Consider the following 24,110-nt stretch of genomic DNA (forward strand, 5'->3'; position numbering starts at 1 on the left):
GGCATCTGTGATGAAATGCGACCCCACTCTCTATCGCGCCACGCCGCCATCACTTGCCGTGAAACCCCGTCTGATCCGCCACCTGTTCCTGCCGCCGCTGGTCATCGCCCTGATGGTCGGACTGGGTTACATCGGCTTCTGGACCAGTGAACATTTCGGCATCCGCAGCCTCGGCGAAAACGGCCAGCGCCAGCTGGAACTGCACGCCCGCGCGGTCGAAAGCGAGATCAGCAAATACACCTACCTGCCCAGCCTGCTGGAACTCGAATCGAGCGTTTCGCAGTTGCTGGACGACCCGACCCCGGAACACCGGCAAACGGTCAACGATTACCTTGAAGGCCTGAACCGGCGCAGCCGCAGTCGGGCCATCTACGTCATGGACACCACCGGCCGCGTCATGGCCACCAGCAACTGGCGCGACGTCGACAGTTATCTCGGTGAAGACCTGTCGTTCCGCGCCTACTTCCAGAACGCCATTCGCGGCCAGCCCGGACGCTTCTACGGGATCGGCAGCACCAACGGCGAACCCGGTTATTACCTGGCCCACGGCCTCGAAGAACACGGCAAGATCATCGGCGTCGCGGTGGTCAAGGTGCGCCTGGAAGCCTTGGAAGAACGCTGGCAACGGGCGCGCCTCGAAGCCTTCGTCAGCGATGAAAACGGCATCATCATTCTCTCCAGCGATCCGGCCCGGCGCCTGAAATCGGTCATTCCGCTGAGCGACGAGACCAAGGAAAAACTCGCCCGCAGCCTGCAGTACTACTGGTTTCCGCTGAACGAACTGCAACCGCTGGCCCGCGAAACCCTGTCCGAAGGTGTGGAGAAACTCACCTTCCCGGCCAACAGCGAAGTGCCGAGCCAACAGGATGGCGATGAGGAAAACATCAGCTATCTGGCGCAAACCCGACCGCTGAGCGATACCCCGTGGAATTTCACTCTGCTCACGCCGTTGCAGGATCTGCGGCGCGAGGCGATCAATCAGGGGATTCTGGTGGCAGTCGCCTTTGCGCTCGTGGCATTCCTGCTGATCGCCTGGAACGAACGGCGCAAGGTCATCGCCACCCGCCTCGCCGCCCGTGAAGCCCTGCAGGAAGCCAACAATCAGCTGGAGCGTCGGATTACCGAACGCACCGCCGACCTGCGCGCCAGCAACGACCGGCTCAAGAGCCAGATCCGCGAACGGCGTCAGGCCGAGGAGACTTTGCGCCGTGCCCAGGACGAACTGGTGCAGGCCGGCAAACTCGCGGCGATCGGCCAGATGTCCACCAGCATCGCCCACGAACTGAACCAGCCGCTGGCGGCGATGCGCACACTGTCGGGCAACACCATCCGCTTCCTTGAACGCGGCCAGCTCGATGTCGCCAGCACCAACCTCAAGACCATCAACGACCTGATCGACCGCATGGGCCGGATCACCGCCAGCCTGCGCTCCTTCGCCCGGCGCGGTGACGACAAGGGTCGCGCCAGCCTTGGCAAAGCGGTGGATGCCGCGCTGCAAGTGCTCGGCGCCCGCGTCGAAAGTGCCTCCCTGCAACTGCATCGCCAGTTCGACGACGTGCAGGTGCAGATCGACCAGACGCGCCTGGAACAGATTCTGGTCAACCTGATCGGCAACGCCCTCGACGCCATGCAGGCGCAATCGCTGCCGGAGCTGTGGCTGGAAGGCGAAGAATTCAACGGCAAATATCGCCTGCGGGTGCGCGACAACGGTCACGGCATCGACGCCGAAGCCCGCAAGCATCTGTTCGAACCGTTCTTCACCACCAAGCCCGGCGAACAGGGCCTGGGCCTCGGCCTGACCCTGTCGGCCAGTCTGGCGGCCGCCACCGGCGGGCATCTGGGTGTCGAACACCCGGCCAGCGGTGGTACCACTTTCGTCCTCAGTTTACCGTTGGTAAGCCCTACTCCTGCCGAGCCAATATGAACAACGACCTCAGTGTATTGATCGTCGAAGACGACCCCCATGTCCTGCTCGGCTGCCAGCAGGCGCTGACGCTGGAAGACATTCCCTGCATCGGCGTGGGCAGTGCCGAAGAAGCGCTGGAGCAGGTCGGTGACAACTTCGCCGGGATCGTCATCAGCGACATTCGCCTGCCGGGCATCGACGGCCTGGAACTGCTGACCCGGCTCAAGCAACGCGACCGCAGCCTGCCGGTGGTGCTGATCACCGGACACGGCGACATCTCCATGGCCGTCGGCGCGATGCAGAAAGGCGCCTACGACTTCATGGAGAAACCGTTCTCCCCAGAACGACTGGTGGACGTGGCCCGCCGAGCCCTCGAACAACGCAGCCTGAATCGCGAAGTCTCGTCCCTGCGCCGGCAACTGGCCGAACGCGATTCCCTTGAAGGTCGGATCATCGGCCGTTCGCCAGCCATGCAGAACCTGCGCGAACTGATCGCCAACGTCGCCGACACCTCGGCTAATGTGCTGATCGAAGGCGAAACCGGTACCGGCAAGGAACTGGTCGCCCGTTGCCTGCATGATTTCAGCCGCCGTCACAGCAAACAGTTCGTTGCGCTGAACTGCGGCGGGCTGCCGGAAAACCTGTTCGAAAGCGAAATCTTCGGTCACGAGGCCAACGCCTTCACCGGCGCCGGCAAGCGGCGGATCGGCAAGATCGAACACGCCGACGGCGGCACGCTGTTCCTCGATGAAGTGGAAAGCATGCCGCTGCCGTTGCAGATCAAACTGCTGCGGGTGTTGCAGGAGCGCACTCTCGAACGCCTCGGCTCGAACCAGAGCGTGGCGGTGGATTGCCGGGTGATCGCAGCCACCAAGTCCGACCTCGACGAATCGAGCAAGGCCGGGGAATTTCGCAGTGACCTGTACTACCGCCTCAACGTGGTAACGCTGGAACTGCCGCCGCTACGCGAGCGCCGCGAAGACATCCTGCAACTGTTCGAACACTTCACCCAGCAATCGGCCCTGCGTTTCGACCGCGCACTGCCGGAGCTGGACAACCAGACGTTGTCGAGCCTGATGAGCCACGACTGGCCGGGCAACGTGCGCGAGCTGCGCAACGTCGCCGAGCGTTTTGCCCTCGGTTTGCCGGCGTTCAAGAAAACCGGCGCGGGTAGCGCAGGCCAGGGCCTGGCGTTCGCCGAAGCGGTGGAAGCGTTCGAACGCAACCTGCTCAGCGACGCCCTGCAACGCAGCGGCGGCAACCTGACCCAGGCCAGCCTGGAACTGGGCATGGCCAAGACCACGCTGTTCGACAAAGTGAAAAAATACGGCCTGAGCCATTAAGCGAGAACGACGTGGATCTGATTTTCAAGGCAATGCTCGGTGCGGCCGTGGTGGTGATCCTCGCCATGCTGGCCAAGACCAAAAACTACTACATCGCAGGGCTGGTGCCGCTGTTCCCGACCTTCGCCCTGATCGCCCATTACATCGTCGGCAAGGGCCGTTCGATCGACGACCTGAAGACCACCATCGTTTTCGGCATGTGGTCGATCATTCCGTACTTCGTCTATCTGGCGACCTTGTACGTGATGGTCGACCGCATGCGCCTAGAGGCTTCGCTGGCGGTCGCGGCGGTGGCGTGGCTGATGGCGGCGACGGTGCTGGTGTCGGTGTGGGTGCGGCTTCACGCCTGAATCAGACGTAGGTATCGGTGCACCGCTCGTCTGAAAATCACGATGACCTGTTAGATCTGACAGTAGACGGACCTCATCGGTAGCTGCTCAATCTCCCTATACGCAGGGGACTGCAGCGCTACCTTACTTGAGGCAAAAACATGGTCAGCCTATCGAGCAACACTAACGCTTCGACTCAGCAACTTGTCTTTTCAACGGATCACGACCCCTTGCGCATAATGGCGGATGTCCCGCCGTTCATTCCGGGGGCGAAAGCGCTGGCAAATAACGTCTACGGCGTGAATCGAAACATGGTGAATAGCGATCGACGGGGACTATTGGGTTACTTTTTCCCGTACTCGGACATGGACAGTCTGGACTTCATACAGTTACTCATCGGGACACCTCCCAGACCTGTCGGCGCCCCCATTTCGGTAGGATCAAACGTCGACAAACCGGTACCGTTTTACCTGCCGTCTGATCTTCTGAATCAGTTGTTTTCCTCCCCCATCCCCATGCCTGATGCGTTGCCGTTGGTGTTCAAAGTCACACGTCCGAGCGGAAATACAAATACCTCTCCGCCCCTGTCTCTGCTGTTCAAACCCTTCGGTCCCGGTGAAGAAGATACACGGCCCGACAAGCCCAACAACCAGGGACTGGCACGGCCAATTCCCTCGGAGACGGTAATTGACAAACCCGTGCTGGACAATGGCATGACCGTCACTGTGCCGCAGTACCGGTATCAGGCAATCGGCGACACGGTTTATCTGATGGTTGGCCCGCTTGGCCTGAGCGTAACGGTCACCGCTTTGGGGGAGGTATTTTTTGACTTGCTTCCCGAATTCCTGGCCAGGCTGCCCAACACCGACAAGGTGGCGCTCAGTTATGAACTCGAAGACCGGGTGCACAACGCCAGTGGATGGTCAAGCGCAGTCATGCTGTCCCTGAAGCCTACCGCTGTGCTTCTCCCGCCCCCCCAGGTAGATGAAACGGATGCTGCAAACAATCTCGACTACAGCAGCCTAGCCGGCGCTGCGGCAACAGTTCTTTTGACGGACCAATTCAGCATTGGCGATAACGTACTACTCACCATTGTCCTGTTTACTTCCCGGGGTGACCGGGTCGAACATGTGATCGAAAGGACGATGGAGGCCAACAGCCGGCTTTTGCAAATACCGTTGCCAAACGAGCTCATTCGAAACGTCATCAAAGGTCTGTTTACGCTCAGCTACACGAAAAAACGCGGCACGATCACTCAGAGCTCCAAGTCCGCTACCGTTACCGTCAGCGCAAGCAAATCCGAAAACCCCGCCGCTGCCCCGACCATTACCGAACAGAAAGGAGACGAACTACCTGCGGACACCACGCTGGCGCATGTCGTGATCCCCAAATACTGGCCTTTGGCCAACGATGCAAAGATGACAATGTTCTGGCAGATAACCGGATCAGACGGGGTGGTGAACATGTATATGTTCAGACAATTCATTGTCGATGCAACCCAGGAGGTTGTCTTCACAGTGCCAGCCGACTACACCAAACGGTTCGCAAGCAAGCGATTGATCGTTGCCTACGAAATCGAAAATCCGGGAACGCCCTCAGTGCAGTCCGAGCTGTTGCTGCTTCAGATCGGTGCCTTACAAACGCAGACGCCTACAATTACCGCAACAATCAACACTCAGACAAACCAGCCTGTACTCAATGGGGGTACCACGACGGCAGTCAGTGTGACCGTGAGCGGCAGCTCGTCGGAAGACGAAAACCTGCAGATTCTGAACGGAAGCACACCGCTCGGTAATACGACAGCAAGATCGACCGGCAAATGGGACTTCACCTTTGTAGTCGCTGCACCAAATACTTATCAAATAATGGCCAAAGCGCTGTCCGGGACCAACCCACTCTCGAACACGTGGACGTTCAAAGTTGTCGCGCCTTTGAGCCTGGGCCAGAATCACTCACAGAATGCACAAGGCTGTTACAACTTCCGGGGAGTCAATCCACAATCACCACTGGCGCAAGGCATTTACCATCGATCCGCCACAGGAGGCACCCCACCATTCCGGTACTACTCTTCAAATCCGTCGGTCGCCTGGATAGATATAAACACCGGAAGAGTGCATGCGACGGGCAACGGGACAGCAATAATCTGGGTTTATGACAGTGCAGGTGGCACTGCGTTTTACGCCATCACTTTTTACAATGTTCAACGACTCGAATTCGGTTACACCACCTGGACCCCACCGGACCAACCCAACCTGGCAAACTACGGATTGACGCTAGGGGAGCTGGAAGTCGTCAGGAGAACGTACCGCGGCCCGGCGGGTACCGCGACCCAAAGAATGGGTTTGCCAAACGAACTGTATTGGTCAAAAGAAAATGTTCTTTACAACCCCGATGGTTCCTGGAGTCCGAACGCTTGGGCGATGTGGCTTTCCAGTATGGGTTCTGACTTGGGCATCTCAGCTTACGGAGAACGACGAGCCTGGCTTTATAAGATCGCAGGATGATTGGAAAGACGACAAACGCGCGGATCGGAGAAGCCTTGGCGACTGACACCCCCGAGGCTTCGTCCTACTCTCCCTACAACAAATTCCCTTCCGCCACCGGTTCGATCTGCGCCCAGTGCGACGTGTCTTCGCGGTGCTCGCGCAGATACGGCAACACCGCCGCCAGCAACGGCTCCTTGAACGCTTCCTGAAAACGGTGCGCCAGCCCCGGAATCAGCCGCAGCTGACTACCACGAATGTGTGCCGCCAGATGTACGCCGTGCATCACCGGCAACAAAGGATCCGCCGTGCCATGCACTACCAGCGTCGGGACGCGTAGTTGATTGAGCAACGCCACCCGGCTCGGTTCGGCGAGGATCGCCATGATCTGGCGCTTCACGCCTTCGGGATTGAACGCTCGGTCATAGGACAGCGCCGCTTGATGCAGCAACGCCTCGCGATCATCGCTGACTGAAGGACTGCCCAGCGCCGCCAGCAGATCGGCCTGTTGCTCAAGCGCGATCTGGCGATTGGGCGCGCCACGTCGTGCCAGCAACTGCACCAACGCCGCGCTCGGCGCCGGCAACCCTTCGGCGCCGGAGCTGGTCATGATCAGCGTCAGGCTCTCGACCCGTTGCGGCGCCATGGCCGCCATGTGCTGGGCGATCATCCCGCCCATGCTCGCGCCGAGCACGTGGAATTGCTCGACGTGCAACGCATCCATCAGGCCCAGCGCATCATCGGCCATGTCGGTCAGGCTGTAAGGCGCCGCCACCGGCAGGCCGAGCTTGTAGCGCAGTACCTCAAAAGTCAGGTTGGCTTCCACCGGCGTCTGGCGCCAGGTCGACAGACCGACATCGCGGTTGTCATAACGGATCACCCGAAAGCCTTGCTGACACAGCGCAACCACCACATCATCCGGCCAGTGGATCAACTGCCCACCCAGGCCCATCACCAGCAACAGCGCCGGATCCGACGCACGACCGATGCTCTGGTAGGCCAGGCTCACCTGCTCCAGATCGACCCGTTCGGTCGGTACATTGACGTCGCAACGCGACGCCGCATTGGACGCCGGAACGAAAAAAACCGCGGCCAACAACGCCGCGATTGCAAAAAATCCCTTGAACATGAAAAACACCGAAACGCAGAACCCCAGTAGAGCGCGAGTCTGATGAAGTTTGTTCAAGCGCGCTGCCACAGTTCGATGACAGTTTGATGAAGAGTGCCGAGCGGTCGACACTCTTCATCCGGTGCTGCCGTTACGCCAACTGACTGCGCAACTGCCGCGCCGCTGCCACCATGTTCACCAGCGCCGCTTCGGTCTCGGGCCAGGCGCGGGTTTTCAGGCCGCAGTCCGGGTTGACCCACAGACGCTGCGCCGGGATGCGCTTCACGGCTTTGCTCATCAACTTGACCATCTCGGCAGTGTCCGGCACCCGCGGCGAGTGGATGTCGTAAACACCCGGGCCGATGTCGTTCGGGTAGTCGAACGCTTCGAAGGCTTCGAGCAATTCCATGTCCGAGCGCGAGGTTTCGATGGTGATGACGTCGGCGTCCATGTCGGCGATCGCCTTGATCACGTCATTGAATTCGCTGTAGCACATGTGGGTGTGGATCTGGGTTTCATCCTTCACGCCCGACGCTGTCAGACGGAACGCTTCCACCGCCCAGTCGAGGTATTCCTGCCATTGTTCACGGCGCAATGGCAAGCCTTCGCGGAAGGCCGCCTCGTCGATCTGCACGATCTTGATTCCGGCGTTTTCCAGATCCACCACTTCGTCCCGCAGGGCCAGCGCCAGTTGTTGCGCCTGGACTTTGCGCGACACATCTTCACGGGGGAACGACCACATCAGCATGGTCACGGGACCGGTCAGCATGCCTTTCATCACCTTGTCCGTCAGGCTCTGGGCGTAGGTGATCCAGTCAACGGTCATGGCATTAGGACGGGACAGGTCGCCATAAATCACCGCCGGTTTCACGCAACGGGACCCGTAGCTCTGGACCCAGCCGAAGCGGGTAAACAGGTAACCGTCGAGCTGCTCGGCGAAGTACTCGACCATGTCGTTGCGCTCGGCTTCACCGTGCACCAATACATCAAGGCCCAGACGTTCCTGCACCTGTACCGCGTGGCGGATTTCGCTGCGCATGGCGTCGTGGTAATCGTTGGCCGACAGCTTGCCCTGCTTGAACGCCTGACGGGCCAGACGGATCGAGCCGGTCTGCGGGAACGAGCCAATGGTGGTGGTCGGGAACGTCGGCAATTTCAAACGCGCCTGTTGCGCGGCGATGCGTTTGGCGAACGGCGAATGACGCTGGCTGTCGCTGGCATTGATCGCCTCGATGCGCGCCTGCACGGCGGCCTTGTGAATACGCGGTGAACGGGCGCGACTTTCTTGAATCGCGCGGCTTTCGGCCAGTGCGCTTTGCACTTTCGGCGCTTGTGGATCGTTCAGCGCATCACGCAACACCGAGATTTCGCTGCACTTCTGCACGGCGAATGCCAGCCAGCTTTTCAGTTCCGGATCGAGCTTGTCTTCACGCTCGACATCCACCGGACTGTGCAGTAGTGAGCAGGAACTGCTGACCCACAGGTTGTCGCCAAAGCGCTCCTGCGCCGGTTGCAGTTGCGCCAGCGCCTGCTCCAGTTCGCAGCGCCAGACGTTGCGTCCGTTGACCAGACCGACCGAAAGAATCTTGTAGGTCGGCAGGCGATCGAGCACCTGACCCAGTTGATCCGGTGCACGCACGGCGTCGATATGCAGGCCTTGCACCGGCAGGCCGACGGCCAGACCGAGGTTGTCTTGCAGACCGCTGAAATAGGTCGCCACCAGTTTCTTCAGCGGCGAGTACTGAAGGATGTGATAGGCGCGTTCGAAGGCGCTTTTCCAGGCTTGCGGCAGGTCGAGGGTGAGGATCGGCTCATCGATCTGCACCCACTCCACGCCCTGTGCGGCGAGGCGACCGAGGATTTCGTTGTACACCGGCAACAGGCGCTCAAGCAGATCAAGCTTGTCGAAGTCGTTGCCTTTCGCCTTGCCCAGCCACAGGTAAGTCAGCGGGCCGATGATCACCGGTTTGACGTTGTGACCGAGGGCTTTGGCTTCTTCGACTTCATCGAACAACTGCTCCCAGCTCAGCTTGAATTGCTGGCCTGCGCTGAATTCCGGGACCAGGTAGTGGTAGTTGGTGTCGAACCACTTGGTCAGCTCTTGGGCGTATTGAGTCTTGCCGTGCTCGCCGCCGCAGCAGGACGTGGCGCCACGGGCCATGGCGAACAGGGTGTCGAGGGTCGGCAGGCCGCACTCGTCACGCACACCGTCGAAGCGCTCGGGGATCACACCGAAGGTCAGCGAGTGGGTCAGCACCTGGTCGTACCAGGCGAAGTCGCCGACCGGCAGCAGGTCGATGCCGGCATCCTTCTGCAGTTGCCAGTGTCTGGCACGCAGCTCGCGGCCGACCTGATTCAAAGCGGCCTGATCGAGATCGCCTTTCCAACAGGCTTCGAGGGCTTTTTTCAGTTCACGGTCGGCGCCGATGCGCGGGAAACCCAGGGTGTGTGCCACGGCCATGTCGAGTGTTCTCCATTGCGTAAAAGATGGCGCCATTGTCGACAGCCAGGGCAACATGAGACAAACTCAACCTTTTCGTGTTGATCACAAATTTTCCTCATGGAGCCTGCGGTGCTTGAGATCCGTCACCTGAAAACCCTGCATGCCCTGCGCGAAGCCGACAGCCTGGTCGATGCAGCCGACCGCCTGCACCTGACCCAGTCGGCGCTGTCCCACCAGTTCAAGGAACTGGAAGAGCGCATGGGCATGCCATTGTTCGTGCGCAAGACCAAACCGGTGCGCTTCACCAGCGCCGGCCTGCGCCTTCTGCAACTGGCCGACGCGACCCTGCCGCTGCTGCGCGCCGCCGAGCGTGATATCGGGCGTCTGGCCGGGGGCACCGCCGGGCGTCTGCACATGGCGATCGAATGCCACAGCTGCTTCCAGTGGCTGATGCCGACCATCGATCAGTTCCGCGATGCGTGGCCGGAAGTCGAACTCGACCTCGCTTCGGGTTTCTCGTTTGCCCCGCTGCCAGCGCTGGCCCGGGGTGATCTGGATCTGGTGGTGACGTCCGACCCGCTGGAAATCGCCGGCATCACCTACGTGCCGCTGTTCACCTACGAGGCGATGTTGGCGGTCGCCAACCAGCACGCACTGGCAAGCAAACCGTACATCGTCCCCGAAGACCTGCTGACCGAAACCCTGATCACTTATCCGGTGGAACGTGACCGCCTCGATATCTTCACCCGCTTCCTCGAACCGGCCGACATCGAGCCGGCGCAGGTGCGCACCTCGGAACTGACGGTGATGATGATGCAACTGGTGGCCAGCGGTCGTGGCGTGTGCGGCATGCCGCACTGGGCGCTGCATGAATACAGCTCGCGCGGTTACGTGAAGGGCAAGCGGCTGGGCGAGAAAGGTCTGTTCGCGACGCTGTACGCGGCGATCCGCGCCGACATGCTGGACGCGCCGTACATGCGCGATTTCCTGCTGACGGCCAAGGACACTTCGTTCTCGACCCTGGATGGGGTCAGCGCGGTTCGTTGAGGCTGGCGGTCGGCACAGAAGGCGGGCACCACATGTGGATCTTGTCGAAGTAGTCCTCGCCGACCCGCACCGCCATCGGCTCCAGGCCGAACTGGATGAAGCCGCAGCGCTGGTACAGCTGGAACGCCGCATCATTGCCGGCGGTGACGGTCAATTGAATGACTTTCAGCGCAGGATGCTGCTGTGCTTCACCCAGCACCGCTTCCATCAATTTCAGCCCCAGCCCGCGCTGACGAAAGTCGGCGGACACATACATGCCGAAGACCGTTGCCTTGTGCCGGGCCTTTTCCCGAGGCTCGAACGCCAGGCCGACGATGCCCGCCAGCCGGCCGTCTTCGAACGCGCCGAACACCGCGTCGAACTTGCTGGTCAGGCGTGATTCCCACCAGCTCAAAGGCATTACCGCGCGCTCGCGCACGCTGGAGGTGAACGCCTGCGGATGCCGGTCATAGGCTTCCAGCATCAGTTCGCGATAAGCCAGTGCATGACTGGCGTCCAGCCGTTCGATCCACATGTTCAGGCGGCCTTGCGCTGTTCAAGCATCAGCCGCACGGCCAGGCCGCCCAGCACGAAGCCCATGAAATAACGCTGCGCCGCCAGCCAGGTCGGGTTGTTGACGAACCACGACGCGATGCCAGCGGCGAACAGCGCGATCAGCAGGTTGACGCAGAAGCTGACGCTGATCTGGGTCAGGCCGAGGATGATGCTCTGGGTGAACACCGAGCCATGCTCTGGCGAAATGAATTGCGGAAATACCGAGAGGTAGAACACCGCGATTTTCGGGTTCAGCGCGCTGGTGAGAAAGCCCATGGTGATCAGTTTGCGCGACGAATCCGCCGGCAGTTGCTGCGCCTCGAATGGCGAACGGGCGCCGGGTTTCACCGCCTGCCAGGCCAGCCACAGCAGGTACAGCGCACCGGCCCACTTCAACACTTCATAGGCCATCGGCACCGCGAGAAACACCGCGGTCAAACCGGCGGCTGCCGCGAACAGATGCACAAAGAAACCCGCCACCACGCCGAGCAGCGAGGTCACCCCGGCACGGCGTCCCTGACAGATCGACCGCGAGATCAGGTAGATCATGTTCGGCCCCGGCGTCAGTACCATCAGCAGTGCAGCGGCGGCAAAAATCAGCAGGTCTTGAAGCGGGATCATGACGAAGTCCTTTACACGAATGATCAGGCGATCGCGGTCAGCGAGGCTCGATAAAACGGCAGGATCAGGTCACGTGTCAATGGGGCGAGAATTACATTGCCGTCGGTGGCCGGGTCGATCCAGATCACCTCTTCGATCTCGGCAGCCGGCAACACTTGAGCATCGATGGTCAACTGAAAGATCTCGGCCTGCACGACGAATCCCGGCTCGTTGGCGGCGGGCGCCGAGAACTGGCCGAGAAAGCTCGCCTGCGCCGGATCGATCACCAGCCCAAGCTCTTCTTCCAGCTCACGGGCCAATGCATGCACCGGCAGTTCATGCGGTTCGATCTTGCCGCCCGGTTGCATGAACGCCGTAGTGCCGCGCTTGCGCACCAGCAGGGTCTGGCCGTCGGGGTTGAGCAGCAATGCGGCAGCAATGCGAATGATGGAATTATTTGTGGTCGACATGAACGGAAAGCCTTTGACTCAAAAAACGGCAAGCATCACACGCCCGCCGTTCATGAGCAAAGACTCGGCCGGAACCTCAGGTCGCTTCCTGGAAATCCATCTCCGGCGGCTGCCGGCGGAAACCACCCGTAAGCACCGCCAGGTACACCACGCCAATCGCCAGCCAGCTCAGGCCCAGATACACCGCCAGGTGATCGAGGCTGACCATCAGCCACAAGTCCGCCGCCAGGCCGATGAACGGAAAGATCAGGAACAGGATCAACTCGCGCAGGCCTTTTTTCTCGCCGCCGATCCAATAGTGAAAAATCACCGACAGGTTGACCAGGCTGAACGCCAGGAACGCGCCGAAGTTGATGAACGAGGTCGAGGTGGTCACGTCGAGTTTCAGCGCCAGCAAGGCCACCACCGCACACAGCAGGATGCTGTTGACCGGGGTGCCGAAGCGCTCGTGCAAGGTGCCGAAGAATGACTTGGGCAGAACACCGTCACGGCCCATCGCAAACAGCAGCCGCGAACCGCTGGCCTGCGCCGACAGGCCCGAGGCGAACTGGCCGACGATCAGGCCGATCAGGAAGATCGACACGAACAGATCACCGCCGATGTTGCGTGCAATTTCGTAGGCCGCCGAGTCGACGCTGTCGAACTGGAACGACGGATGGGCGATCTGCACGAAGTACGAGACGCCGACGAAAATCAGCCCGCCTATCAGGGTAATCAGCATGATCGCCCGAGGGATGGTGCGACGTGGATCGCGGGTTTCTTCGGTGAGCGTGCTGACCGCATCGAAACCAAGGAACGAGTAACAGGCGATGGCGGCGCCGCTCATGATCAGCGGCATCTGCATGTCGCCGTTGAAGAACGGTTTGATCGACCACAGCGGCGTGCTGGCATCGCCGCCAACGTAATGCACGCACAACGCGACGAAGGCGATCAGCACCAGGAACTGCACCAGCATCAGCAAGGCGTTGATGCCGTTGGCCAGTTTCAGGCCGATGATGTTGATCGCGCTGGTGATGCCGATGAATGCCAGTACCCAGACCCACTGCGGGATCGACGGGAACGCCGAAGCCAGATACGCGGCGCCGATCAGCCAGATCGCCATCGGCAGAAACAGATAATCGAGCAGCACCGCCCAACCGGCGATGAAGCCGAGTTTCGGGCTGATGGCCTTGCGCACGTAGCTGTAGGCCGAGCCGGCCACCGGGAACGCGGCGGCCATTCGGCCATAACTCATGGCGGTGAAGAACATCGCCACCAGCGCCGCCAGATACGCGGCGGGCACCATGCCGGCGGTGGACTGGGCGAGGATGCCGAACGTGCCGAGAACAATGATCGGCGTCATGTAGGCGATGCCGAACAGCACCACCGACCCTAGTGAAAGGGTGCGTTGCAAACGAGCCATGGGCGACTTACTCCGGATTTTATTGGATTTATGGCAGAGGCCGAGTTCGGCGAAGGTTTTGGGTGTTGCTTGTTTTTTTGTTCGAATGGAGATCCTTACCCCCTCACCCCAGCCCTCTCCCCCAAGGGGGCGAGGGGAAAGGGAGCAGATCTCCATGCTTTTCAGATCCTGAGTTCGACTCGATCCCTCAGGTCGATGTACTTCGAGTGAACACCTCGGTCAGTCCCCTCTCCCTCCGGGAGAGGGTTAGGGTGAGGGCTGGGGTTCAACGGTGTGGAATAAGCAACTCCCGAACACCACCATCCCGCTCCACCACCTCCCCCGGCAACCTCAACCGCTGATCATCCAGATACCGATAGTCCTTGCGCGCCAGCTCCAACTGGCCGAAATCCAGCTCAACGCTGAACCGTCCTTCCTCACGCCCGGCCTCGAACAGCACCGTGCCCAGCGGGTCCACCAGCGCACTGCCGCCGGCAAACATCAACCCGTCATCCCCGGCTTCCACACGGTTGACCATCAGCGCAAACGCCTGGTTTTCCTGAGCCCGGGCCATGATCGCGGTACGGTGGGTCGGACCGTATGGGTCCATGTTGCCGTTGGTCACGATCAGCAATTCGGCGCCCAGTTGCGCCAGGGCCCGGGCCGATTCCGGGAATTCGATGTCGTAGCAGATCAGCAGACCGACCCGCACGCCGTTCCACAGGCACGTGGCGTAACGGTCACCGGCCTCGAACACACCGCGATCCGAGGCCCAGAGGTGGGTCTTGCGGTATTTCAGGGCGATGCCTTCGGGGGTAATCAGCAGCGTGGTGTTGTAGAAGCGGCCGTTGTCGTTCTCGGCCATGCCGATCACCACGGCGAGGTTGCGTTCACGGGCGGCGACCTGCACGGCGCTGACGGTCGGGCCGTCCAGCGGTTCGGCGATCTGCGCCACGGTGTCGGCGGTCGGGAAGCCCATCAGGTGGGTCTCGGGGAACACGATCAATTGCGTGTCGACGGCGCAGGCCGCAATCGCCGCGAGGGCGCGTTCGAGGTTGTACGCCGTGTCTTTGTCACGGCCCGCCAGCTGGGCGAGTTCGACTTTCATGGGGAGTCCTTGTTATGAGCGCCGGGCGCCGAAAGATTGCCCGGCGGCTGTCTGTGGGCCAGTATGCTTCGCATTCGACCGGCCAGGGAATTACGCGGCCGGGGTAACCCGATAGGGGTAGAGGCATGACTCTTTCGTTTGACGACATCACCTGGCACCGCGCCGTCGGGCAGTTGATCGACGCCCTCGACAAGCCGAACTTCTGGGCGCAACTGGTGCGCCTGCTTGACCAGTACGTGCCGTTCGATAGCTGGGTGGCGCTGCTGTTCAGCGCCGACCGCCACCCGCAGGTGTTCGCCGAATGCCCCGGCGCCGACGGCAGTCCCGACCAGCTGTTTCAGGATTATCTGCGCGGTCTTTATCTGCTCGACCCGTTCTACATCGCCTGCCGTGAGCAGTCGCGCACCGGTTTGTATCGCCTGTCGGAGGTCGCGCCGGAGCACTTCGAACTGACCGAGTATTACCAGCGATACTTTCGTCTGAATGTGGTGGCCGACGAAATCCAGTTCAATTGCCAACTCGAAGGCGACCGCACGTTGTGCCTGTCGCTGGGCAGCCAGCAACGCTTCACCGGCGAGCAGATTGCCCTGCTGTCGCTGATCCAGCCGTGGGTGCTCGGCCTGTTGCGCCAGCGCCTGCCCTATGAAATCAACGAAACCGTGGCATTGGCCCCGGCGCCTGCGCAACCGGACTGGCGGGTACAGCTCGAAGCATCGGTGCAGCAACTCAAGGGCGCGCAACTGACCGCCCGGGAACTGGACGTCGGGCGCCTGATGCTCAGCGGTTGCTCCAGTAAAGAAATCGCCCGTAAGCTGGAAATCTCTGTTGAAACCGTGAAAGTCCATAAGAAACACATGTACAGCAAGCTGGGGATCAAATCCCAGTCGGAGCTGTTTTCGATCTTTCTGCAGGCGCAGAACGCCTGACTGCCGCAAAAAACCGTCCGAACCAAGGAAACCGTATGAGCCTGTCACTCCTGAGCCGCTACGCCTTCTTTGCCGTCTGCGTGATTTTCACCCTCGCCAGCCTGCCCTTTCTCGAACACGACTGGCTGTGGCCGATCACCGCCGTTACCGGCGTATTGAGCCTGATCGGTCTGTTCGACCTGATGCAGAGCCCGCACGCGGTGCGCCGCAATTATCCGATCCTCGGCAACATCCGTTATCTGGTCGAAGGCATCCGCCCGGAGATCCGCCAGTACCTGCTCGAATCCGACAGCGACGCCCTGCCCTTCTCCCGCGCCCAGCGTTCGCTGGTGTACTCGCGAGCGAAGAATGAAACCGCCGACAAACCGTTCGGCACCCTGATCGACGTCTATCAATCCGGTTTCGAATTCATCGGCCACTCGATGCGCCCGGCGCCGTTGAGCGACCCGAGCAGTTTCCGCGTCACCGTCGGCGGCCCGCAGTGCACCCAGCCGTACTCGGCGTCGGTGTTCAACATCTCGGCCATGAGCTTTGGCTCGCTCAGCGCCAACGCGATCCGCGCGCTGAACCAGGGTGCCAAACTCGGCAATTTCGCCCACGACACCGGCGAAGGCAGCATCAGCCCCTATCACCGCGAACACGGCGGCGACCTGACCTGGGAACTGGGTAGCGGCTACTTCGGCTGCCGCACCAGCGACGGCCGCTTCGACCCGGAACGCTTCGCCGCCCAGGCGCAGACTCCGCAAGTGCGGATGATCGAAATCAAGATGAGCCAGGGCGCCAAACCCGGCCACGGCGGGATTCTGCCCAAGCACAAGGTCACCCAGGAAATCGCCGACACCCGCGGCATCCTGATGGGCGAAGACTGCATCTCGCCGTCGCGCCACAGCGCGTTCTCCACGCCGATCGAGATGATGCATTTCATCCAGCAGCTGCGTGAACTGTCCGGCGGCAAACCGGTGGGCTTCAAGTTCTGCCTCGGCCATCCGTGGGAGTTCATGGGCATCGCCAAGGCCATGCTGGAAACCGGCATCCTGCCGGACTTCATCGTGGTCGACGGCAAAGAAGGCGGCACCGGCGCCGCGCCGGTGGAGTTCACCGACCACATCGGCGTGCCGATGCGCGAAGGCCTGCTGTTCGTGCACAACACCCTGGTCGGCCTGAACCTGCGGGACAAGATCAAGCTCGGCGCCAGCGGCAAGATCGTCAGTGCGTTCGACATCGCCAGCGTGCTGGCCATCGGCGCCGACTGGGCCAACTCCGCGCGCGGCTTCATGTTCGCCATCGGCTGCATCCAGTCGCAAAGCTGCCACACCAACAAATGCCCGACCGGCGTCGCCACCCAGGACACCCTGCGCCAGCGCGCGCTGGTGGTGCCGGACAAGGCCCAGCGGGTCTATAACTTCCACCGCAATACGCTCAAGGCCTTGGCGGAAATGCTCGCCGCCGCCGGACTCGATCATCCGTCGCAACTGTCGGCCAAGCATCTGGTGCGGCGCATGTCGGCGACCGAAATCAAACTGTTCTCGCAGTTGCACGTGTTCCTGAAACCAGGGGAATTGCTCACCGGGGAAGTGAACGGCGAGTTCTATTCGCGGATGTGGCAGATGGCGCGGGCGGACAGTTTCGAACCGCAGGAAATCGCGGCGGCCTAGACTCTGAACGGTCACCATTGCAGCAAGCGGCCATGGGACGGTTCCTTCATCACGATGAAGCCGTAGTCGCCAATCAGGTAGAGGCGGTAATAGAGGCTGTCCACCAAAGGTGGATAGCCCATCAGACCGACGTGGGTCGCGTTGCGCCGTTCGCGCTCGGCGACCACGTTGGTGATGCCGGCCGAGGGCAGGTTTTCGGCGAGCATGAAGTAGTCGATGTTCAGCAGGTAGTGCAGCACCGGCAACTGTTTGAACGTACCCACCGCCCCCGCCAGCCAGCGGTCGGAGTACGTCACCGAGATATAAATCCGTTTGGCTTCGCGCAGTTCGCGATGGGACGAGATGTCGTGGCTCAGGCTATAGAGCGCATTGCTGGCGAAGGCTTTCTCCATCGTCAGCGCCCGGCCATAAGCGAAGGACAACGACAGCATGGCCAGAAGCGGAATCGCCAACACCAAAGGCAACCGTTGATGCAGCGGCATCAACCCCAGCCAGGCCAGATAGAACAGCAACATCAGCAGCACACCGAATCCCATCAGGGTGCGCGCGCCTTCGTTGAAGTCGCGAAACAGCAGCGTCATGCCCGGCACCAGCAGCACAATCAACGGCAACGCCAGCAGACAGCTGAAGCTCAAGAGCAAACCCTTGGCGCGGGACATGTTGCGCTCGCGAATCTGCCGCCCCAACTGCACGGCGCCGAACACGGCGCACAGCACCAGCACAATAAAAATCGCCGTGTAGCCGCCGTGAAACAGCAGCGCAACTTTCTCTATCACCCGACCGATATTGATGCCGATCTGCAGCAACGGATCAGCGCTCGCATTCAGCAACTGCGTGCGCCCGTGGTCCGTGAACGGATAGGCCGTGACGCTGTAGATCGACACCGCCAGCAGCAGCTGCGCCAGCCTCCAGCCTGACTGGCACCAGAGCGCTGACCACGGCATTCGCCCGTGAACATTCCTGAGCAATTCAAGGCAACACAGCCCGAGAAACACATTGAGGCTGATCTGATACAACCCGATCGCCAGCGCCAGCAACGCCGACGGCACCAGCCATCGCTGAATGCGCGAAGCGCCGCAAAACGTGATCGCGTAAATCACCGCGACCAGACTCAGGGCCATGCCGGCCCCGTCGTATTGATAGGACAGGTTCTGCAACAGAAACGGGTTGTACCAGAGCGGCAACGGCACCAGACAACAGGCCAGCGTCGGTTCGGGAAAATAGTGGAAGGTCAGCCGGGTCAAAGCGAACGACATCGCTACGGCGGCAAGCAACAGCGGCAGAGGAAAAATATTCGGCGCAGCGTCGGTGAAGGTCAGCGCCTGATACAACCAGTCCATGAACAACCGCCCCTGCCCGGCCCAAGCGTTGCCGGCGGCCAGCGTGCGCCAGTTATCGTCGATGTAGGGGAAGTCGGCAAGAATCAGCGGCAGGATGTACAGCAGCGTGGCGAGCAGGAAGAACAGCACGACCTGACGGCGGCCGAGTTCTCGTACGAGAAAATCGCTCATCCTCATACCTGCGCCTCTGTTCACGGCTGCGCTGGAAACAACGTAGCTAAACCTTCGAACATGACTCTGGATCAGAAGTCGTTTTTTGCGCTGATTTCAGACCAGCGGCATCAACCTCGCACCGACGAAAAAGCCCCGGACTTTCGACCGGGGCTTTCGAGTTTCAGCAACAACGAATTACGAAGCCGAACGCACCGCGCCCTGGGACGCATCGCTTGGTTGCAGCTTGAACACGTAGAACAAAACGGTCAGCAGCACCAGGAACGCCGGGCCTACATAAAGTGCCACGCGAGTGTCCGGGAAGTACGCCATCAGACCGACTACCAGCACCAGGAACGCCAGCGCAAGATACGAGCTGATCGGGAACAGCCACATCTTGTACTTCAGGCCGGCCCGTTCAGTGGCGCTCAGGCCTTTGCGGAATTTCAGCTGGGCCAGCAGGATCATCACCCAGGTCCAGATCGCGCCGAAGGTGGCAATCGAGGTCACCCAGACGAAGACTTTTTCAGGCACCAGATAGTTGAGCAGCACGCCCAGCAGCAGCGCGAAGATCGACAGCAGCAATGCGCGACGCGGTACACCGTTGCTCGAGGTGCGAGCGAAACCGGCCGGCGCCTGGCCGTTCTGCGCCAGGCTGTAGAGCATGCGTCCGGTGCTGAAGATGCCGCCATTGCACGACGACAGCGCTGCGGTAATCACCACGAAGTTGATGATGCCGGCGGCGGTCTTGATGCCCAGACGTTCAAAGGTCATCACGAACGGACTGCCCTGGGTGCCGATTTCATTCCACGGGTAGATCGACAGGATCACGAACAGCGCGCCGACGTAGAACAGCAGGATCCGCCAGAACACCGAGCCGATCGCATTCGGGATGGTCTTCTGCGGGTTCTTCGCTTCACCGGCGGTCAGGCCGATCATTTCCACGCCGAGGTAGGCGAACATCACCATCTGCAGCGACATCAACACGCCCGTCACGCCGTTGGGCATGAAGCCGCCGTGGGCCCACAGGTTGGAAATCCCCAGCGCCACGCCGTCGTTGCCGAAACCGAAAGCAATGATGCCGATGCCGCCAAGCACCATGGCAATGATGGTGACGATCTTGATCAGGGCGAACCAGAACTCGAATTCACCGAAGGCCTTCACCGCGATCAGGTTGATCGAGCCCATGCTGACCAGCGCCGCCAGCGCCCAGATCCAGCGCGGGACATCGGGGAACCAGATGCCCATGTACACCGCCACCGCGGTGATTTCGGCGACGCAGGTCACCAGCCACAGGAACCAGTAGTTCCAGCCGGTCAGAAAGCCCGCCAGCGGGCCGAGGTAATCCTGTGCGTAACGGCTGAAGGAGCCGGCGACCGGGTTGTGTACGGCCATTTCGCCGAGGGCGCGCATGATCACCAGGATCGCCAGACCGCCGATGATGTAAGACAGCATGATCGCCGGGCCGGCCATTTCGATGGCCTTGGCCGAACCGAGAAACAGACCGACACCGATGCAGGCGCCGAGCGCCATCAGGCGAATATGCCGTTCACCGAGTTCGCGTTTGAGCGGACCGCCTTGAGCGGTTTCGCCATGGGGCGGGTGATTGCCGACTGGCATGGGGGACTTCCTCGTCTTGTTATTGGATGTGACCACCGAGTGTTCAAGCGTCGGCCGATAAGCCTGCGCCTGGGTAAATACCGGCCCTGCTTCGTGGGCAGAACCGTCCCGCAGAAGCAACCTGCGGGATCAGCGGGGCGTGCAGTATAAAAAGCTTGCGACAGGTTTTTTCACTCTATAAGGCATCTGATTCAGACGTAAACCTCGTCAATTCACAGGTTTACGAGACAAACCATCCTGCATTTCGAGGATTATTCACCGCGCAAATGGGCGCCGAGTATTGCACAGCAATGGTGCAACGTCATGCCGCAACCGGGTTTGAAGATTTGTTCAGATGAAGCCGGCCACCGTTCTTCACAATTTTTTCACCGACGCCAACCACCGACTAAGCTTCAGTCAAGTCCGATCAATCTGCGTGAATGGATCAATCGACTATGGGCGCTTTGTGGCAAACCGATTCGAGTGAAAAAGTGGTTCCGACTGAACGTGTGGATGAAGCGCCTGTACCTGAAAAACCCCGTCGTAACCGGCATGGGTGGAAGGCTTTCTGGCTCCTGTTGGTGATCATTGCGATTGTCGTGGGCCTGGCTGCGATGAAGGAAATGCGCACCTCGCGTTTTCAGTCCCGGGAGGTCAGCCAGTACGCCGCCAAACTCAAGTACGAATTGCAACCGGGGCCCAGCGAAGCGATCCGCTATCCGGGCAACGGGCCATTCGACCTGCGTCTGGGCTACAGCTCGCTGGACGAATTCCTGCCGCGGCTGATCAAGCGCAACTACGTCATCACCGAGCAGACGCGCTTCTCCCCGGCCCTGCTCAACTACACCGACAAGGGCCTGTTCGTGCCCTACTCCGAAAAGATCCAGGCCGGGCTGTCGATCACCGATTGCCGCGCCGCGCCGCTGTATCAGTACAACTATCCGCAGCAGCTGTACGCAAGCTTCGACTCGATCCCGCCGGTGGTGGTCAACAGCCTGCTGTTCATCGAAAACCGCTTCCTGCTCGACCCCAGGCAACCGCTGGCCAACCCGGCGGTGGACTGGCCGCGCTTCGGCATGGCCGCGTGGTCGCAGGTTGCCAAGTTGCTGCACTTGCCAGGGCAGTCGGCCGGCGGCAGTACCCTGGCCACCCAGCTTGAGAAATACCGCCATTCACCCGATGGCCTGACGGTGTCCGGTGCGGAGAAGATCCGCCAGATGATTTCCGCCAGCGTGCGCGCCTATCAGGGCGGCCCGGACACCTTGCCGGCGCGACAGAACATCATTCGCGATTACCTGAACAGCGTGCCGCTGTCGGCAGTGCCGGGGCATGGCGAAGTGCACGGCATGGCCGAGGGTCTGCGGGTCTGGTATGGCGCCGATTTCAACGAGGCCAACCGCAAACTATCCAGCTCAGCGACCGATCCGCAGTCCATGGCGGACAAAGGTCTGGCCCTGCGCGAAATGCTCTCGCTGATGGTCGCCCAGCGCCGTCCTTCGCATTACCTGACCAAGGGCCGTGAAGAACTGGTCGAACTGACCAACAGCCACTTGCGCCTGCTCAAGCAGAACGGCGTGATCGACGCGGCCCTGGCCGATGCCGCGCTGGCCAGCACCATCAGCTATCGCGATTGGCAGACCCAGCCGACGATCCAGCCGATCGAAACCAACAAGGGCATCAGTGTCGCCCGCAGCCGGTTGGCATCGATGCTCAACCGTCCGCTGTACGACCTCGACCGTCTTGATCTGTCTGCTACCAGCACCTTGCAAGGCGAGCTGCAAACTCAGGCTACCGCCTACCTGAAAAAACTCGCCGACCCGGCCTACGCCACCGAAGTCGGCCTGATGGGCGAACGCCTGCTGACGCCCACCAGCACCACCCAGGTGCGTTACAGCTTCACCCTGTTCGAACTGACCCCGGACGGTTCACGTGTGCGGGTGCAGACCGACAGCACCGACCAGCCGTTCGACATCAACGAAGGCAGCAAACTGGAACTGGGCTCCACGGCCAAGATGCGAGTGCTGACCACCTACCTGCAAATCATCGCGGAGCTGCATGACAAATACGGCGCCATGACCGTGCCGGAACTGAAGAAAGTCGAGGTGCCGGATCAGGATCGCCTGAGCCAGTGGGTGATCGATTACCTGATCCAGAACAAGGATCACGACCTGTCGAAAATGCTCGGTGCCGCCCTCGACCGCAAATATTCGGCCAGCCCCGGCGAGGCGTTTTTCACCGGTGGCGGCTTGCATGTGTTCCATAACTTTCGCAAGGAAGACAACGGCCGCCTGCCGACCCTGCGCGATGCCCTGCGTGAGTCGATCAACCTGCCGTTCATTCGCCTGATGCGCGATCTGGTGCGCTACACCACCTACTCCGGTCCCAACAACAGCGCCGAGCTGCTCAAGGACGATCGCGACCCGCGCCGTCAGGAATACCTCGCCTCGTTCGCCGACCGCGAAGGTACTTCGTTCCTGCTCAAGTTCTGGAAGAAGTACCGCAACAAGGACACCCAGGCCCGGCTCGACACCTTCCTCGACAGCATGCGCCCGACGCCGATCCGCATGGCCGCCGTGCACCGTTACCTGCTGCCCAACGCCAGCCAGGAAGACTTCAACACCTTTGTGCGCTCGCACCTCAAGGGCGTGAAGATCACCGAAAAACTCACCGACGAACGCCTGGAACGGCTCTACCTGGCCTACGGTCCCGGCACCTACGACCTGCCGGATCAGGGTTTCATCGCCAAGGTTCACCCACTGGACCTGTGGATGATCGGCTACCTGCTCAACCATCCCGACGCGACCTTCAAGGACATCGTCAAGGCCAGCCAGTTCGAGCGTCAGGAAGTCTACAGCTGGCTGTTCAAGAGCAAGCACAAGGGCGCCCGTGACAGCCGGATCCGCACGATGCTGGAGATCGAAGCGTTCCTCGAGATCCATCAGCGCTGGCAGAAAGTCGGCTATCCGTTCGATCACCTGGTGCCGTCGCTGGCCACCGCCATCGGCAGCTCCGGCGACCGCCCCGCTGCGCTGGCCGAGTTGATCGGCACCATTCTCAACGACGGCGTGCGTATGCCGACCCTGCGCATCGACAGCCTGCACTTTGCCGCCGGCACGCCTTACGAAACGAAACTGGTCAATGACCCTCACGTCGGCAAACGGGTGATGCCGTCCGAAGTCGCCACGGCGATGCGCGAAGCGTTATCGCAAGTGGTGGACTCGGGGACCGCCAAACGTGTTTCCGGCAGTTTCAAATTGAACGATGGAACACCGCTGGTCATGGGCGGCAAGACCGGCACCGGCGACAACCGGATCGAGGCGATCGGCTCCGGCGGGCGGATTCTCAGCTCGAAATCGATCAACCGTACGGCCACCTTCGTGTTTTACATCGGTGACCACCATTTCGGCACGCTCACCGCGTTCGTGCCGGGGCGCTCGGCGGAGAACTTCAAGTTCACTTCTGCCCTGCCGGTGCAGGTTCTCAAGGGGATGGCACCGATTCTGATGCCATATCTGCAACCGGGCAGTGATTCGCAGTGTCTGGCGCCGCAAACAGCGACTGTGGCATCGACCACTAACTGAACCTGTGAAGGGTAATAGTTATGTGTTTTATGCATTCCAATATTCAATAAATCAGACATTAACCCGACACTTCGGCAACAGGCTTTTAAACTAATTAATCCGCTCAT

The 24,110-nt window shown here is 60.8% G+C and carries 17 protein-coding genes; 8 read left to right on the forward strand and 9 right to left on the reverse strand.

Annotated features, from left to right (window positions below; genetic code table 11):
- Nucleotides 1–10: 10 nt before the first annotated feature.
- From EIY71_RS02935 to EIY71_RS02950, 4 genes are all read left to right on the forward strand, one after another.
- Nucleotides 11–1,924 (forward strand): sensor histidine kinase, encoded by a 1,914-nt coding sequence (locus EIY71_RS02935; RefSeq protein WP_134020419.1) that lies wholly within the window; start codon nucleotides 11–13, stop codon nucleotides 1,922–1,924.
- Nucleotides 1,921–3,249 carry a sigma-54 dependent transcriptional regulator gene (locus EIY71_RS02940; RefSeq protein ID WP_039765821.1) on the forward strand — a complete coding sequence of 443 codons (1,329 nt, stop codon included), beginning with the start codon at nucleotides 1,921–1,923 and terminating at the stop codon, nucleotides 3,247–3,249. The genes EIY71_RS02935 and EIY71_RS02940 overlap by 4 nt, the downstream gene beginning before the upstream one ends.
- Before the next feature lie 20 nt (nucleotides 3,250–3,269).
- Nucleotides 3,270–3,599, forward strand: a complete 330-nt coding sequence (locus EIY71_RS02945; RefSeq protein WP_162831789.1) for a GlpM family protein — start codon at nucleotides 3,270–3,272, stop codon at nucleotides 3,597–3,599.
- A 140-nt stretch (nucleotides 3,600–3,739) separates the two neighbouring features.
- Nucleotides 3,740–6,082 carry a hypothetical protein gene (locus EIY71_RS02950; protein ID WP_134020422.1) on the forward strand — a complete coding sequence of 781 codons (2,343 nt, stop codon included), beginning with the start codon at nucleotides 3,740–3,742 and terminating at the stop codon, nucleotides 6,080–6,082.
- Between the two features lie 73 nt (nucleotides 6,083–6,155).
- Here EIY71_RS02950 and EIY71_RS02955 read toward each other — a convergent pair whose 3' ends face one another.
- Nucleotides 6,156–7,190 carry an alpha/beta fold hydrolase gene (locus tag EIY71_RS02955; protein ID WP_134020425.1) on the reverse strand — a complete coding sequence of 345 codons (1,035 nt, stop codon included), beginning with the start codon at nucleotides 7,188–7,190 and terminating at the stop codon, nucleotides 6,156–6,158.
- Nucleotides 7,191–7,320: 130 nt separating this feature from the next.
- The gene (gene metE / locus EIY71_RS02960; protein WP_134020428.1) at nucleotides 7,321–9,630 is read right to left on the reverse strand and encodes a 5-methyltetrahydropteroyltriglutamate--homocysteine S-methyltransferase; all 2,310 of its coding nucleotides are present in this window, start codon (nucleotides 9,628–9,630) and stop codon (nucleotides 7,321–7,323) included.
- A gap of 111 nt (nucleotides 9,631–9,741) precedes the next feature.
- On the opposite strand from metE, the gene metR reads away from it, so the two are divergent.
- Nucleotides 9,742–10,659: a transcriptional regulator MetR gene (gene metR, locus EIY71_RS02965; RefSeq protein ID WP_007953158.1), complete on the forward strand. Its 918-nt coding sequence runs from the start codon at nucleotides 9,742–9,744 to the stop codon at nucleotides 10,657–10,659.
- Here metR and EIY71_RS02970 read toward each other — a convergent pair.
- The 5 genes from EIY71_RS02970 to EIY71_RS02990 all read right to left on the reverse strand — a co-directional run bounded on the left by EIY71_RS02970 (nucleotide 10,643) and on the right by EIY71_RS02990 (nucleotide 14,752).
- A complete protein-coding gene (locus EIY71_RS02970) occupies nucleotides 10,643–11,173 on the reverse strand; it encodes a GNAT family N-acetyltransferase (protein WP_129973286.1) in 531 nt (176 codons plus the stop codon). The two genes, metR and EIY71_RS02970, sit on opposite strands and share 17 nt — an antisense overlap.
- Before the next feature lie 2 nt (nucleotides 11,174–11,175).
- A complete protein-coding gene (locus tag EIY71_RS02975; RefSeq protein WP_102687195.1) occupies nucleotides 11,176–11,814 on the reverse strand; it encodes a LysE family translocator in 639 nt (212 codons plus the stop codon).
- Nucleotides 11,815–11,837: 23 nt separating this feature from the next.
- Nucleotides 11,838–12,263 (reverse strand): NUDIX domain-containing protein, encoded by a 426-nt coding sequence (locus EIY71_RS02980; RefSeq protein ID WP_085745285.1) that lies wholly within the window; start codon nucleotides 12,261–12,263, stop codon nucleotides 11,838–11,840.
- A 76-nt stretch (nucleotides 12,264–12,339) separates the two neighbouring features.
- Nucleotides 12,340–13,665, reverse strand: coding sequence for an APC family permease (locus EIY71_RS02985; RefSeq protein WP_134020431.1), 1,326 nt, complete (start codon nucleotides 13,663–13,665; stop codon nucleotides 12,340–12,342).
- 265 nt (nucleotides 13,666–13,930) lie between these two features.
- Nucleotides 13,931–14,752: a carbon-nitrogen hydrolase family protein gene (locus tag EIY71_RS02990; protein WP_102687193.1), complete on the reverse strand. Its 822-nt coding sequence runs from the start codon at nucleotides 14,750–14,752 to the stop codon at nucleotides 13,931–13,933.
- Nucleotides 14,753–14,877: 125 nt separating this feature from the next.
- On the opposite strand from EIY71_RS02990, the gene EIY71_RS02995 reads away from it, so the two are divergent.
- The gene (locus EIY71_RS02995; RefSeq protein ID WP_011335770.1) at nucleotides 14,878–15,678 is read left to right on the forward strand and encodes a LuxR C-terminal-related transcriptional regulator; all 801 of its coding nucleotides are present in this window, start codon (nucleotides 14,878–14,880) and stop codon (nucleotides 15,676–15,678) included.
- Between the two features lie 35 nt (nucleotides 15,679–15,713).
- A complete protein-coding gene (locus tag EIY71_RS03000; RefSeq protein ID WP_064383868.1) occupies nucleotides 15,714–17,333 on the forward strand; it encodes an FMN-binding glutamate synthase family protein in 1,620 nt (539 codons plus the stop codon).
- An 11-nt stretch (nucleotides 17,334–17,344) separates the two neighbouring features.
- On the opposite strand, the gene EIY71_RS03005 is transcribed toward EIY71_RS03000, so the two are convergent.
- Nucleotides 17,345–18,850 (reverse strand): glucosyltransferase domain-containing protein, encoded by a 1,506-nt coding sequence (locus EIY71_RS03005; RefSeq protein WP_102687192.1) that lies wholly within the window; start codon nucleotides 18,848–18,850, stop codon nucleotides 17,345–17,347.
- Nucleotides 18,851–19,021: 171 nt separating this feature from the next.
- On the reverse strand, nucleotides 19,022–20,443 hold the full coding sequence (locus EIY71_RS03010) for an amino acid permease (RefSeq protein WP_102687191.1): 1,422 nt from the start codon (nucleotides 20,441–20,443) through the stop codon (nucleotides 19,022–19,024).
- Between the two features lie 434 nt (nucleotides 20,444–20,877).
- Here EIY71_RS03010 and EIY71_RS03015 point away from each other — a divergent pair, with 434 nt between their 5' ends.
- Nucleotides 20,878–24,003 carry a transglycosylase domain-containing protein gene (locus EIY71_RS03015; RefSeq protein ID WP_134020434.1) on the forward strand — a complete coding sequence of 1,042 codons (3,126 nt, stop codon included), beginning with the start codon at nucleotides 20,878–20,880 and terminating at the stop codon, nucleotides 24,001–24,003.
- The last annotated feature ends 107 nt before the right edge of the window (nucleotides 24,004–24,110 follow it).

Source organism: Pseudomonas sp. CH235 (assembly GCF_004368175.1).
Lineage (GTDB): Bacteria > Pseudomonadota > Gammaproteobacteria > Pseudomonadales > Pseudomonadaceae > Aquipseudomonas > Aquipseudomonas paraglycinae.

Coding starts and splice junctions, on each gene's coding strand:
- EIY71_RS02935 (WP_134020419.1), top strand. CDS start 11: ATGAAATGCGACCCCACTCTCTATCGCGCCACGCCGCCATCACTTGCC.
- EIY71_RS02940 (WP_039765821.1), top strand. CDS start 1,921: ATGAACAACGACCTCAGTGTATTGATCGTCGAAGACGACCCCCATGTC.
- EIY71_RS02950 (WP_134020422.1), top strand. CDS start 3,740: ATGGTCAGCCTATCGAGCAACACTAACGCTTCGACTCAGCAACTTGTC.
- EIY71_RS02955 (WP_134020425.1), bottom strand. CDS start 7,190: ATGTTCAAGGGATTTTTTGCAATCGCGGCGTTGTTGGCCGCGGTTTTT.
- metE (WP_134020428.1), bottom strand. CDS start 9,630: ATGGCCGTGGCACACACCCTGGGTTTCCCGCGCATCGGCGCCGACCGT.
- EIY71_RS02970 (WP_129973286.1), bottom strand. CDS start 11,173: ATGTGGATCGAACGGCTGGACGCCAGTCATGCACTGGCTTATCGCGAA.
- EIY71_RS02975 (WP_102687195.1), bottom strand. CDS start 11,814: ATGATCCCGCTTCAAGACCTGCTGATTTTTGCCGCCGCTGCACTGCTG.
- EIY71_RS02980 (WP_085745285.1), bottom strand. CDS start 12,263: ATGTCGACCACAAATAATTCCATCATTCGCATTGCTGCCGCATTGCTG.
- EIY71_RS02985 (WP_134020431.1), bottom strand. CDS start 13,665: ATGGCTCGTTTGCAACGCACCCTTTCACTAGGGTCGGTGGTGCTGTTC.
- EIY71_RS02990 (WP_102687193.1), bottom strand. CDS start 14,752: ATGAAAGTCGAACTCGCCCAGCTGGCGGGCCGTGACAAAGACACGGCG.
- EIY71_RS02995 (WP_011335770.1), top strand. CDS start 14,878: ATGACTCTTTCGTTTGACGACATCACCTGGCACCGCGCCGTCGGGCAG.
- EIY71_RS03000 (WP_064383868.1), top strand. CDS start 15,714: ATGAGCCTGTCACTCCTGAGCCGCTACGCCTTCTTTGCCGTCTGCGTG.
- EIY71_RS03005 (WP_102687192.1), bottom strand. CDS start 18,850: ATGAGGATGAGCGATTTTCTCGTACGAGAACTCGGCCGCCGTCAGGTC.
- EIY71_RS03010 (WP_102687191.1), bottom strand. CDS start 20,443: ATGCCAGTCGGCAATCACCCGCCCCATGGCGAAACCGCTCAAGGCGGT.
- EIY71_RS03015 (WP_134020434.1), top strand. CDS start 20,878: ATGGGCGCTTTGTGGCAAACCGATTCGAGTGAAAAAGTGGTTCCGACT.